This is a genomic window from Microbacterium sp. (assembly GCF_039812165.1).
GTDB lineage: Bacteria > Actinomycetota > Actinomycetes > Actinomycetales > Microbacteriaceae > Microbacterium.
Map to the genome: position 1 here is coordinate 1 of NZ_JBDIAB010000075.1, position 12,286 is coordinate 12,286.

The 12,286-nt window shown below is 73.8% G+C and carries 11 protein-coding genes and 1 riboswitch; of the genes, 7 read left to right on the plus strand and 4 right to left on the minus strand.

The annotated features are described in order from the left end of the window. Together WML84_RS07950 and WML84_RS07955 are read right to left on the minus strand one after the other, a co-directional pair. On the minus strand, positions 1 to 765 hold a 765-nt coding region (locus tag WML84_RS07950; protein ID WP_347345609.1), incomplete at its 3' end, for a glycine cleavage system protein T. Positions 766 to 926: 161 nt separating this feature from the next. Continuing rightward, a riboswitch (glycine riboswitch) is annotated at positions 927 to 1,034 on the minus strand. A gap of 53 nt (positions 1,035 to 1,087) precedes the next feature. After that, the gene (locus WML84_RS07955) at positions 1,088 to 2,260 is read right to left on the minus strand and encodes a MarP family serine protease (protein ID WP_347345610.1); all 1,173 of its coding nucleotides are present in this window, start codon (positions 2,258 to 2,260) and stop codon (positions 1,088 to 1,090) included. 150 nt (positions 2,261 to 2,410) lie between these two features. Between WML84_RS07955 and WML84_RS07960 the strand changes: the two genes are divergently transcribed. The 5 genes from WML84_RS07960 to WML84_RS07980 are packed head-to-tail and all read left to right on the plus strand — an operon-like array spanning position 2,411 to position 8,034. Beyond that, positions 2,411 to 3,121, plus strand: a complete 711-nt coding sequence (locus WML84_RS07960) for an NUDIX domain-containing protein (protein ID WP_347345611.1) — start codon at positions 2,411 to 2,413, stop codon at positions 3,119 to 3,121. A gap of 11 nt (positions 3,122 to 3,132) precedes the next feature. Continuing rightward, complete coding sequence (nadA, locus tag WML84_RS07965; RefSeq protein ID WP_347345612.1) at positions 3,133 to 4,458, plus strand: quinolinate synthase NadA; 1,326 nt, start codon at positions 3,133 to 3,135, stop codon at positions 4,456 to 4,458. Further along, entirely contained in the window at positions 4,455 to 6,032 is a 1,578-nt protein-coding gene (gene nadB / locus WML84_RS07970) for an L-aspartate oxidase (RefSeq protein WP_347345613.1), read from the plus strand. The genes nadA and nadB overlap by 4 nt, the downstream gene beginning before the upstream one ends. Continuing rightward, the gene (gene nadC, locus WML84_RS07975; RefSeq protein WP_347345614.1) at positions 6,026 to 6,880 is read left to right on the plus strand and encodes a carboxylating nicotinate-nucleotide diphosphorylase; all 855 of its coding nucleotides are present in this window, start codon (positions 6,026 to 6,028) and stop codon (positions 6,878 to 6,880) included. The genes nadB and nadC overlap by 7 nt, the downstream gene beginning before the upstream one ends. A gap of 8 nt (positions 6,881 to 6,888) precedes the next feature. After that, positions 6,889 to 8,034 (plus strand): cysteine desulfurase family protein, encoded by a 1,146-nt coding sequence (locus tag WML84_RS07980; protein ID WP_347345615.1) that lies wholly within the window; start codon positions 6,889 to 6,891, stop codon positions 8,032 to 8,034. 54 nt (positions 8,035 to 8,088) lie between these two features. On the opposite strand, the gene WML84_RS07985 is transcribed toward WML84_RS07980, so the two are convergent. Both WML84_RS07985 and WML84_RS07990 read right to left on the minus strand, forming a co-directional pair. Beyond that, positions 8,089 to 9,447, minus strand: coding sequence for an APC family permease (locus WML84_RS07985; protein ID WP_347345616.1), 1,359 nt, complete (start codon positions 9,445 to 9,447; stop codon positions 8,089 to 8,091). After that, the gene (locus WML84_RS07990) at positions 9,444 to 10,334 is read right to left on the minus strand and encodes a carbon-nitrogen hydrolase family protein (protein ID WP_347345617.1); all 891 of its coding nucleotides are present in this window, start codon (positions 10,332 to 10,334) and stop codon (positions 9,444 to 9,446) included. The genes WML84_RS07985 and WML84_RS07990 overlap by 4 nt, the downstream gene beginning before the upstream one ends. 88 nt (positions 10,335 to 10,422) lie before the next feature. Between WML84_RS07990 and WML84_RS07995 the strand changes: the two genes are divergently transcribed. Together WML84_RS07995 and WML84_RS08000 are read left to right on the plus strand one after the other, a co-directional pair. Then, entirely contained in the window at positions 10,423 to 11,211 is a 789-nt protein-coding gene (locus tag WML84_RS07995; protein WP_347345618.1) for an FCD domain-containing protein, read from the plus strand. Next, positions 11,208 to 12,170, plus strand: a complete 963-nt coding sequence (locus tag WML84_RS08000) for a glycosyltransferase family 2 protein (protein WP_347345619.1) — start codon at positions 11,208 to 11,210, stop codon at positions 12,168 to 12,170. The genes WML84_RS07995 and WML84_RS08000 overlap by 4 nt, the downstream gene beginning before the upstream one ends. The last annotated feature ends 116 nt before the right edge of the window (positions 12,171 to 12,286 follow it).

The following is a 12,286-nucleotide window of genomic DNA, read 5'->3' on the forward strand; positions in this document are numbered from 1 at the left end:
GACGTCGAGCGACAGCTCGTGGCCGTACAGCGGCATGCCGGCCTCGAGCCGGAGCGTGTCGCGCGCCGCGAGCCCGGCCGGCACGAGCCCGTGCGCGGCGCCCGCGGCCAGGAGCGCGTCCCACAGCGCGCCCGCGGCGGCCACCGGCACGAGCAGCTCGAAGCCGTCCTCGCCGGTGTAGCCGGTGCGGGCGACGAGCGCCGGGAAGCTCTCGAAGAAGGCATCCGTCGCCGCGTAGTACGACAGGTCGGCCGGCGGCGTGCCGTACTCGGCGAGCTCGCCGACGCCCGCGAGCACGTCGACGGCACGCGGTCCCTGCACGGCGAGGAGCGCGTAGTCGTCGCTGATGTCGGACACCTCGACGTCCCAGCCCTCGGCGCGCTCCTGCAGCGCCCGCCACACCGGGGCCCGGTTGCCCGCGTTCGCGATGACGAGGAAGCGGTCGGCGGCCAGCCGGTAGACGATCACGTCGTCGACGATGCCGCCCTCGGCCGACAGCACGAGGCTGTACTTGGCCTTGAGCACGCGCATCGTGGAGAGGCGCCCGGCGAGGGCGCCGTCGAGGTAGTCGCCGGCGAGCTCGCCCTCGACCAGGAACTCGGCCATGTGCGAGATGTCGAACAGGCCCGCGGCGGTCCGCACGGCGTGGTGCTCGGCGAGGTCGGACGTGTAGCGGACCGGCATGAGCCAGCCGCCGAAGTCGGTGAAGCTCGCACCGAGCGCCTCGTGGCGGTCGGCGAGCGGGGTCTGCTGGGGTTCGGTCATGAGTTCTCCCGTCGTGCTGCGGGCGGATGCCGGGATCGGCATCCGAGGAACTCCCCCTCTGTCATGGGCCTGAGAGCTTCGCCGGATGCGGGATCCGGCTTTCACCGTCGGCGGATCCCGAGACGGAACGGCACATGTTCGGGATCGCTTTTCAGAGTGGCCGGATGAGCGCGGTAGCGGGACCTGAGAGATTGGCGGGGAGGCTTGCTCCTTCGGTGCCCGAACCTCCCCCCGGAGGGCGATTTTCGGGGCTCTCCCGCGCTCAGCGTGCGGCCGTCTTCAGTTGCGGCTCCCAGCATACCGCCGGCGCCCCCGCGTCGCGTCAGCGCAGGCACGCGCCGGACGACACGGTCGGACCCGACGCCGAGGCGGCGGCCAGCGCCGGTGCCAGCTCGGTCGGCGTCATCGCGTAGCCGCGCGCGTCGCCGTCCTCGCCGCGCGCGAACACGACGCCCGCGACGCGCCCGTCCGCGCTCAGCAGCGGTCCGCCGGAGTTGCCGGGCTGCACGTCGGTCTCCAGGGCGTAGATCTCCCGCAGCGCGGTGCCCCCGTCGTAGATGTCGGGCACCGGCACGATGCCCACCGACAGCACGTGCGCCGGCACGGAGACGAACGGTCCCCCGTGCGGGTAGCCCTGCACCGCCGCGGCGGCGCCCTCGGCGAGGGTCGGTGCGACCTCGAGCGGCGCGGCGTCCAGCCCGTCGACCGCGATGACGGCCAGGTCGTCGACCGGGTCGAACCAGACGAGCCGGCCCTCCCTGGCCTCGCGGCCGGGCAGCTGCACCACAGGGTCGTCGACGCCCGCCACGACGTGGGCGTTCGTGACCACGAGTCCGGGAGCGGCGACGAAGCCCGAGCCGCTCGACGAGGTGCCGCACGCGTACGCGGTGCCGAAGATGCGCGCGACGGATGCCGCGGCCCGCTGCAGCTGCGGATCGTCGAGCGCGACCGGCGGCGCGAGCGGCGCGGTGCCCGGCACCAGCAGCTCGCGCAGCCGTGGGAGGCCGTCCTCGACGAGCGCGCCGCGGAGCTCGGCCATCGCGGCGTCGAGCGGGTCGGGGGTCAGCAGGTCGATCGTCTGCAGCACGCGCGACGACGCGATCGCCGACGCCACCGCGGGCGCTCCGGTGAGGGTGATCGCGGGGGCGACGAGCGCGACGCCGAACACGGCGACGAGCAGCCCGGCGACGCCGCCGAGGAACCGCTCGACGCCGCGCAGCCGGATGCGGTCGGCGCCGGTGCGCAGCGCCTTGCCGATGACGCCGCCGATCGCCGCGCCGAGCGCGAGCAGGGCGACGGCCGCGCCGAGCGAGGCGACCGACCGCAGCGTCGGCGTCGGCAGCCACGCGTTCACGAGCGGCACGAGCCACGCGGCGGCGACGCCTCCGGCCACGAGCCCCAGCAGCGTGCCGAGGCTCGCGAAGAGCCCGCGCGCGACGCCTGCCGCGACGGCCAGCACGAGGATCGCCACGATCAGCACGTCCACGACGATCACGGGCCCTCCTCCGACGCTCGACTCTGGACGGTAGGCGGCCTCCCTGGGAGAAGCCGATGCGCCTCGCCCGGCCCCGCCCCCGCGCGCTCCGGCCCGGACTTGCAGTTCAGGTAGGAATGACCTTAAGATGGAGCGGAGGTAATAGTCATCATGACACAAACAGCGTCCCGAGCGAACGGCGCCTCGACCCCGACCGACGACATGCGCGTCGCGGTGTCGACGGTGATCTTCAGCCTGCGCGCCGGCGACGCCGCGCCCTCCGTCGTGATCCCGCTCGTGCGCCGCACGCGCGACCCGCACGAGGGGCTGTGGGCGCTTCCCGGCGGCTGGCTGCGGGATGCCGAGAACCTCGAGGCCGCGGCATCCCGCACCCTCGCCGAGACCACCGGCCTCGCGCCGAGCTATCTGGAGCAGCTGTACGCGTTCGGCGACGTCGACCGCTCCCCCACGCGCGTCGTCTCGATCGTGTACTGGGCGCTCGTGCGCGAGGACGCCTCGCACGCCGGCGAGCCGGAGGACCCCGAGAACGTCGCGTGGTTCGACACCGCGGCGCTGCCGCCGCTGGCCTTCGACCACGCGCAGATCGTCGACTACGCGCTGTGGCGCCTGCGCAACAAGGTCGGCTACAGCCGCATCGCCCACGGGCTCCTCGCCGACGAGTTCACGCTCGCCGAGCTCCGCGAGGTGTACGAGGCCATCCTCGGTCGTCGCCTCGACCCGGCGAACTTCCGCCGCCAGGTGGAGAGCTCGGGGACCCTCATCCCGACCGCGGGCTTCCGCACCGGCAGCCACCGCCCCGCCCGCCTCTACCGCTACAACCAGGACGTCGAGCTGGCCGATCGCGGCCCGCTCCATCAGTGAAGGAGACCGTCATGAACCCGACCCGCGTGACGCTTCTGCCCCGGCCGACCGACCCCGTGCTCGACCCCAGCGTCGACCACGAGCTGCAGGCCATCGTCGCCGGCGCCTCGACCGCCGAGACCTGCGCGACCGACCTCGCGGCCGGCCCCTGGAACTTCGACGTGCGCCCCGGGTACGGCCCGGGCTCGTCGATGGGCGACGTCATCCCGACGAGCGCGCCCCGCCAGGGCGAGCTGCCCCGCGAGTACCGCGAGGCGTCGGAGGAGGAGCTCGACGGCCGCATCCGCGCCGCCAAGCTCGCCCTCGGCGACCGTGTCGTGGTGCTCGGGCACTTCTACCAGCGCGAGGAGGTCGTGACCCACGCCGACTACGTGGGCGACTCGTTCCAGCTCGCCGGCGCCGCGAAGGCGCACCCCGAGGCGGAGGCGATCGTCTTCTGCGGCGTGCACTTCATGGCCGAGACCGCCGACCTCCTCTCCCGCCCCGAGCAGGCCGTGATCCTGCCGAACCTCGCGGCGGGCTGCTCGATGGCCGACATGGCCGACATCGACCAGGTCGAGGAGTGCTGGGAGCAGCTCGGGGAGGTCTACGGCGACCTGGACGCACCGGACGCGGACGGCCTCGTGCCCGTCGTGCCGGTGACCTACATGAACTCCTCCGCCGCGATCAAGGGCTTCGTCGGGCGCCACGGCGGCATCGTGTGCACGTCGTCGAACGCGCGCACGGTGCTGGAGTGGGCGTTCGCGCGCGGGCGACGCGTGCTGTTCTTCCCCGATCAGCACCTCGGCCGCAACACCGCGAAGGCGATGGGCGTGCCGCTGGAGCGGATGCCGCTGTGGAACCCCCGGCATCCGCTCGGCGGATCGTCGGCCGACGGGCTGCGCGACGCACGCGTGATCCTGTGGCACGGATTCTGCTCGGTGCACCGCCGGTTCACGGTCGACCAGATCGACAGGGCGCGCGCGGAGCACCCCGGCGTGCGCGTCATCGTGCACCCGGAGTGCCCGATGGCGGTCGTCGACGCCGCCGACGAGTCGGGCTCGACCGACTACATCCGCAAGGCCATCGAGGCGGCGGCAGGGCCCACGACGTTCGCGATCGGCACCGAGATCAACCTCGTGCGACGCCTGGCCGCCGAGCACCCGCAGCATGAGATCTTCTGCCTCGACCCCGTGGTGTGCCCGTGCTCGACGATGTACCGCATCCACCCCGGCTACCTCGCGTGGGTGCTGGAGGGGCTCGTGGCGGGCGAGGTGCGCAACCGCATCACGGTGCCGGCGTCGGTCGCCGAGCCCGCGCGCGTCGCGCTCGAGCGCATGCTGGCGGCGCGGCCATGACGACTCCCGTCGAGGTCGTCGTGGTCGGCTCCGGCATCGCCGGGCTGGTCGCGGCGCTGCACGCGGCCGACGCGGGGAGCCGAGTGACCCTCGTGACGAAGGACGTGCTCGAGCACGCCAACACGCGCTACGCGCAGGGCGGCATCGCCGGCGTCCTGTTCGACGACGACCGGCTCGTCGACCACCTGCACGACACCATGACCGCGGGTGCCGGGCTCAACGACCCGCTCGCGGTGCGCGTGCTCGTGTCGGAGGGTCCGGCCCGCATCCGCGAGCTCGTGGCGCTCGGCGTCGCGTTCGACCGCGACGAGAGCGGCGCGTTCGTGAAGGGCCTGGAGGCGGCGCACTCGTACCCGCGCATCCTGCACGCGGGCGGCGACGCCACCGGCACCGCGATCGAGCAGGCGCTCGTCGCGCGGGTGCGCACGAGCGGCGTCGCCGTGGTCGAGCACGCGTTCCTGGTGGACCTGGTCGTCGAGGCGCGCGTGACCGGCGTCGAACTGCTCGTCGACGGCGAGCGGCGGATGCTGGGCGCCGACGCGATCGTGCTCGCCACCGGCGGCGCGGGCCAGCTGTACGCCCACACGACGAACCCGACGGTGGCGACGGGCGACGGCATCGCGGCGGCCCTGCGTGCCGGGGCCGCGGTGGCGGACCTCGAGTTCATGCAGTTCCACCCGACGGCCCTCCCGATGTCCCCGGCGTTCCCGGCCGCGTTCCTCGTGTCCGAGGCCGTGCGGGGCGAGGGCGCCGTCCTGGTCGACGACGACGGGCGCCGCTTCGCGCTCGACGACCACCCCGACGGCGAGCTGGCCCCCCGCGACGTGCTCGCCCGCTCCATCACGCGGCGCATGGCCGAGCAGGACGGCCGGCCGGTGCGACTGGATGCCACGGGGCTGCGCGCGAGCGCGACGGAGACGGCGTCGTTCCTCGCGCACCGCTTCCCGACGATCGACGCCGCCGTGCGCGATCGGGGCCTCGACTGGGCGCGCGAGCCGATCGCGGTGACCCCGGCCGCGCACTACCTGATGGGCGGGGTCGTCACCGACCTGTGGGGCCGTACGACCGTCCCCGGCCTGTACGCCGTCGGCGAGGTCGCCCGCACCGGCGTGCACGGCGCCAACCGCCTCGCGTCGAACTCGCTGCTCGAGGGCGCCGTGTTCGGGGCGCGCGCGGGAGACGTCGTCGCCGCGGACGTGCGCGACGACGCGCCCTGGCCGTCCGCGGCCCGCCGTCCGCGCGCCCCCGGACCCGCCGCCCCGAGCGCGTCGGTCCCGAGCGCGTCGGTCCCGGCGTTCTCGCGCGACGCGCTGCAGCGCCTGATGTGGGAGCGCGCCGGGCTCCTCCGCGACGCCGAGGGCCTGCGGCACGCGGCATCCGTGCTCGCCGCGTGGCGCGCCGCCCCGCGCGCGCCCGTGACCGTCGCCGAGCTCGAGGACGAGAACCTGCTCGCGGTCGCGACCGCGCTCGTCGGCGCGGCATCCGCGCGCACCGCATCGGTCGGCGCGCACTTCCGCACCGACGACGCGCCCGCGCGCACGGTGACGACGCGCCAGGAGGTGCCGGCATGCTGACGAAGACCGCGATCGACCGCGTCGTGACGGCCGCGCTCGACGAGGACGCCCCGTGGGGAGACCTCACGAGCACCGCCCTCATCCCCGAGACGTCCACCGCGACCGCCGAGCTCGTTGCGCGCGAGCCCGGCGTGTTCAGCGGCGGCGCCGTGTTCGAGGCCGCGTTCCGGCTGACCGACCCGGCCGTGGCCGTCGAGCTGCTCGTCGCCGACGGCGCCGCGTTCGAGCGGGGCGCGCTGCTCGCCCGCGCGACGGGCCCGGCGCGTTCGATCCTCACCGCGGAGCGCGTCGCGCTGAACTTCGCGCAGCGGATGTCGGGCATCGCGACGCTCACGAGCCGCTACGTCGCCGAGGTCGCGTACACCGGCGCGCGCATCGCCGACACGCGCAAGACCACGCCCGGCCTGCGCGCGTTCGAGCGGCACGCGGTGCGGGCGGGCGGCGGGCACAACCACCGCTTCTCGCTGTCGGACGCGGTCATGGCGAAGGACAACCACCTCGCGGTGCTCACGCGCGACGGCACGTCGGTGACGGATGCGCTGCGCGCGGCGATCGCACGGCTGCCGCACACGACGCACGTCGAGGTGGAGGTCGACCGGCTCGACCAGATCGAGGCCGTGCTGGACGCCGGCATCGGCACGATCATGCTCGACAACTTCTCGCTCGACGACCTCCGCACGGGCGTCGCCCAGGTCGCCGGGCGCGCCACCGTCGAGGCCTCCGGCGGTGTCGACCTGACCACGGTGCGCGCGATCGCCGAGACCGGCGTCGACGTGATCTCGGTGGGGGCGCTCACCCACTCCGCCCGCGCGCTCGACCTCGGCCTCGACCTGCGCGTCGACCTCTGACGCCCGCGATGCTGTACCTCGATCACGCCGCGACGACCCCGGTGCGCCCCGAGGTGGTCTCGGCGATGCTGCCGTACCTGACGCGTGAGTTCGGCAACCCGTCGAGCCACCACACCGTGGGCGAGGCCGCGGCATCCGTCCTCGTCGACGCTCGGCGCCGCGTCGCCGCGGTGCTCGGCATGCGACCCGGCGACGTCGTCTTCACGTCCGGAGGAACCGAGGCGAACAACCTCGCCGTCAAGGGCGTCGCGATCGCCGACCTGCTTCGCCGCCGACGCCCCGGCTCGATCGTGACGACGCCGATCGAGCACGAGTCGATCCTCGCCTCGTGCGACCACCTCGCCCGGCTGCACGGCGTCGACGTCGTGCGCGTGCCCGTCGACGCGCGGGGCCGGCTCGATCCGGATGCCGTGGCGCGCGCCCTGCGCGACGACACCGCGCTCGTCACGTTCGGCTACGCGAACAACGAGGTCGGCACGGTGCAGGACGTCGCGGCGATCGCCTCGGTGGCGCGGGAGCGCGGCATCCCGGTGCACGTCGACGCCGTGCAGGCGGCGGGCTGGCTGCCGCTCGCCGGACTGGGCGTCGACGCCATCTCGCTCGCGGGGCACAAGCTCGGCGCGCCCAAGGGCACGGGCGTGCTCGCCGTCCGCGGTCGCGTGCCGCTGGAGCCGCTGCTGCACGGCGGCGGGCAGGAGCGCGGCAGGCGGAGCGGCACCGAGGACGTCGCCGGCGCGGTGGCCTTCGCGACCGCGCTCGAGCTCTCCGAAGCCGAGCGGGCCGAATCGGCGGAACGCGTCGGAGCGCTCGTACGGGACTTCGTCGCGCGCGTCCTCGCCGCCGTCCCGGTAGCGCGGCTCACCGGCGACCCGGTGCACCGCCTCCCCGGCACCGCGAGCTTCACGTTCGCGGGCACGAGCGGCGAGGCGGTGCTCCTGGAGCTCGAGCGTCGCGGCATCGTGTCGTCGAGCGGATCCGCGTGCGCCGCGGGGAGCGACGAGCCCTCGCACGTGCTGCTCGCGACGGGGATTGCGCCCGAGGTGGCCCAGACGGCCGTGCGGTTCACCTTCCCGCACGGTCTGGATCGGCCGTTGGATGCCGTGGCCGACGCCGTCGCGGCATCCGTCGCCGCCGTCGCGGCCGCCGATCGGTAGATCGCACGGCACGACCGCGTCGCCCGCCGCCGCGACGGCGCGGCGACGCGGACCTCATTCCTCGATCGTCATCTCCGGCGGGGGCACGCGGAGTCCGCGCGTGAGGACCAGGAGGTAGACGACCCCGATCGCCAGCCAGCACGAGCCGAGGATCAGCGCGCTGCTGTCGAGCTGCGTGAGCAGGTAGACGTCCACGATCGCGCCGACGAGCGGGAGCACGACGTAGGTGAACGGGTTGAGCCGCCGCCCGCTGCCGGAGCCGCGGTGCCGGACGAAGTACCCGATCACCGACAGGTTGACCAGCGTGAAGGCGGTGAAGGCGCCGAAGTTGATGAAGGACGTCGAGGTCGCGACGTTGAGGAACAGGGCTCCCAGGCCGATGACGCCGCAGAGCACGATGTTGAAGACGGGCGTCGCGAACCGGTCGGAGAGCCTGCCGAAGAGGCGTCGCGGCAGCACGCCGTCGCGGCCCATCGCGTACAGCAGCCGCGAGACGCTGGCCTGCGCCGCCAGTCCCGAGGTGAACTGGCCGATGATGAGGCCGGCGACGAAGACCGCGGCGAACAGCGACCCGCCGATGGTCGCGGCGACCTCCGCAGCCAGCGACTCGGAGTTCTCGAAGGTCGAGCCGGGCTCGACCAGCGTCAGGACGTAGGCGACCGTCACGAACACGACGCCGCCGATCAGGGCGACGAGCATGATCGCGCGCGGGATGTTGCGCTGGGCGTCCTTCGTGTCCTCGGTGAGCGTGCTGACCGCGTCGAAGCCGAGGAAGGAGTACGCGGCGATCGCCGCGCCCGACGCGATGGCCGAGAAACCGCCCTCGCCGACGAAGGGGTTCACCGAGAACAGCGAGCCGACGCCCTGCTGGGTGGTCAGGTGGACGACCGCGAACACGACGAAGAGCGCCAGCACCAGGAACTGCATCGCCATCAGCGCCAGGTTGGCCTTGTCGGCGACCTTGAGCCCGATGATGTTGAGCGCGGTCGTGACGACGATGAACAGCAGGATCCACACCCAGGCCGGCACCGCCGGGAACGCGCCGGTGAGGTAGGCGGCGCCGATCAGCCAGATCACGAGCGGAAGGAACAGGTAGTCGAGCAGGATCGTCCACCCCACGAGGAACCCGGCCCGGGCGTCGAGGCCCTTCCTCACGTAGGTGTACGACGATCCCGCGACCGGGTAGTGCCGGGCCATCTTGGCGTAGCTCGCGGCGGTGAACAACATCGCGACCGTCGCGAGCAGATACGCTCCGGCGCTCGCGCCCTCGGACGCCGAGGCGATGATGCCGAAGATGCCGAGGACGATGATCGGCGTCATGTAGGCCAGGCCGAACAGGACGACCGATCTCAGCCCGAGGGTGGGCTCGAGGTGCGTGGGGTGGCCGGCCTGCCGGGTGTGCTCGCTGGTCATCGGTGGTCCTCGGGGTCGGAGTCGTGCAGCTGCCAGCGGTCCTGCGCCATGCGGCCGCCGTACGCGGGGAGCTCGATCGGGTCGTCGTCGGCGTGCAGCTGCCGCCACGGCCGGTTGACGCCGGCCGTCCCGCGGGCGCGGACCTCGCTGACGCGGTCGAGGTCGAGCACCAGCCGGGTCACGCCGGGTGCGTCGTCGGGCAGCTGGGCCAGGATCTCGCCCTCCGGGCCGACGTAGACGCTCCGGCCCCGCCCGGGCGGGCCCGCGGCGTTGACGCTGAGGTAGAAGACCTGGTTCACGATCGCGTTCGCGCGGGCCAGGACGAGCTCCTGCTCACGGTCCGGTGTGGTGGTCTTCACGATGTTGAGGACGACCTCGGCACCCTGCCAGGCGATCTGCCGCGTCGACTCCGGGAACCAGCTGTCGTAGCAGATGTTGATGCCCATCCGGCCCGCGCCCGGGACGTCGAAGACGGTGAAACCGGAGCCCGAGGCCCACGGCTCGTGGGGCCGCCACGGGAAGACCTTCCGGTAGGAGGAGACGAGTCGCCCCTGGGGGTCGTAGACGAGCGCGGTGTTGAAGATCCGTCCGTCCGCGCCGCGCTCGGCGATCGAACCGGGGACGAGCCACACGCCGGCATCGGCCGCCAGCCGACCGAGGGCCGCCGCGAGCGGCCCGTCCAGCGGCTCGGCGACGCGGGCGAAGTAGGTCCACGGGTCGTCCTCGCCCTCCTTCTCGCCGAGGAGGTGGACCTCGGGGAACACGACCATCTGCACGTCCGGGTGTGCGGTCAGGATCTCACGGAGGTCGTCGGCCAGCTTGTCGAGCCGGTCGGAGCCGGTCAGCGGCCGGGCCTGCACGAGAGCGATCGTCCACGGTCTCGTCACCTCGACACCTCCGTCGGGTCGCACGATCACCATCCCAGTGAAGTGATCATTTCGATCAGTTTATGAAAGGCGTCGGTAAGATCGCAACATGTCCGTTCCGGATGCCGAGCAGCCGGCGCCCCTCGGGACCCTCGATGCCGTGCCGGGGGCGGAGTCGATCAGGCGTCTGTCGGCCATCGACGCCGTGCGCGCCCGCATCCTGCTCGCGATCGAGCACGGACTGCTCGCGCCGGGCGAGCGCCTGCCGTCGATGCCGGCTCTCGCGAGCGGCCTCGACGTGAGCGAGATCACCGTCCGTCGCGCGCTCGCGACGCTCGTGGACGACGGGCTGCTGGTGACCAGGCGCGGGCGCGGCGGCGGCACCTTCGTCACGCTGGACCCGCCGCAGGTGCACGACTCCGCCGTCAGCGCCTACCGGGCCGACGAGCAGGCGATCCGGCTGCTCATCGACCAGCGCGGCCTCATGGAGGGGGCCATCGCCGCGACCGCGGCCGACACGGCCGACGCCGCCGAGTGCGACGAGCTCGAGCGGCTGCTCCTCGAGGCGGAGGCGGCGACGAACTGGTCGGACTTCCACCGCGCCGACCGCGCGTTCCACCTCCGCTGCGCCGAGATCAGCCGCCTGCCCGAGGCTCCCGGGTACGTCGCCGTGTACCGGACGCTCACCCGCTACTTCCTCCCGTACCCCGTCGAACGTCTCCGCGGCACGCACGCGGAGCATCGCCGGCTCGTCCAGGCGATCCGCGACCGCGACGCGCGGTCGGCCGCCGAGGTGGCCCGGGCCCACGTGAGCTCGCTGCACCGCGACATGTTCATCGGTCTCCCCCGCGGCGCCGAGGGCCGGCCGACGGCGCCCGCCGTAGAATCGGCCCCGTGAGCACCCCAGCGATCACGGTCATCGTGCCGGGCTTCGACGTCGCTCCGTACGCCGCCGACGCCCTCGAGTCGCTGCAAGCCCAGACCCGCGGCGACTGGACGGCGATCCTCGTCGACGACGCGTCGACCGACGCCACCGGCGCGCTGTTCGACGAGGCGGCCGCTGCCGACCCGCGCTTCCGGGTCGTGCACCACGAGCGTCGGCGCGGACTGGGAGCCGCGCGCAACACCGCCCTCGACCTCGTCGACACGCCGTTCGTCGCGTTCCTCGACGCCGACGACGAGCTCGCGCCGACCGCGCTGGAGCGCCTCGTCGGCGTGCTCGACGCCACCGGCAGCGACTTCGTCGTCGGCGCCTACGTGCGCCTGCGGCCCGACGCCGCGGGCGGGTACACGGCCGGCGCCGTGCAGCCATGGGTCGCGGCCGCGACCGACCCGGAGCGCCGCGGGACGACGCTGCACGAGCACCCCGAGGCATCCGGCAACATCGTCGCGTGGTCGAAGGCGAGCCGCATCGAGTTCTGGCGCCGTGCCGGGCTGCGCTTCCCGGAGGGGCGCCTCTACGAGGACCAGATCGTCGCGCAGCTCATGTACACGCGGGCTCGGGCGTTCGACGTCGTGCCCGACGTCGTCGTGCGGTGGCGCGAGCGCGCCGACGGCTCGTCGATCACCCAGCACAAGGACGCTGTGCCCGTGCTCCGCGACTACCTCGCGGCGCTGCAGGCGGGCATCGAGGTGCTCGACGCCGCGGATCAGCGTGCCGCGGCGCGGGCGCGTGTGCGGCTCATCCTCGACATGGACGTCCCGCCGCTCGTGCGCATCGCGCACGCGCACCCCGACGACGCCTATCGGCGCGCGCTCGGCGCGTTCGTGCGGGGGCTCGCCGCGCGGGCCGAGTCGGAGCGCATGCGGCTGGACGAGGCATCCGCTCCCCTGCGCGCCGCCGCCGCCCTGTGGTGAGACGAGCCGCGCGTCACCCGAGGAACGACCAGGGCTGAGCGGGCGGCGGATCGACCGCCGGAGGCGGCGCCACGGCCGCCGCGGCCGGCACGCCGACGCCGTCCGGGGCGCGGTCG

What these genes read in the sequence shown, in the direction of transcription:
- nadB (WP_347345613.1), top strand. Translation starts at nt 4,455, where the DNA reads ATGACGACTCCCGTCGAGGTCGTCGTGGTCGGCTCCGGCATCGCCGGG.
- WML84_RS07995 (WP_347345618.1), top strand. Translation starts at nt 10,423, where the DNA reads ATGTCCGTTCCGGATGCCGAGCAGCCGGCGCCCCTCGGGACCCTCGAT.
- WML84_RS07985 (WP_347345616.1), bottom strand. Translation starts at nt 9,447, where the DNA reads ATGACCAGCGAGCACACCCGGCAGGCCGGCCACCCCACGCACCTCGAG.
- nadC (WP_347345614.1), top strand. Translation starts at nt 6,026, where the DNA reads ATGCTGACGAAGACCGCGATCGACCGCGTCGTGACGGCCGCGCTCGAC.
- WML84_RS07960 (WP_347345611.1), top strand. Translation starts at nt 2,411, where the DNA reads ATGACACAAACAGCGTCCCGAGCGAACGGCGCCTCGACCCCGACCGAC.
- WML84_RS07980 (WP_347345615.1), top strand. Translation starts at nt 6,889, where the DNA reads ATGCTGTACCTCGATCACGCCGCGACGACCCCGGTGCGCCCCGAGGTG.
- nadA (WP_347345612.1), top strand. Translation starts at nt 3,133, where the DNA reads ATGAACCCGACCCGCGTGACGCTTCTGCCCCGGCCGACCGACCCCGTG.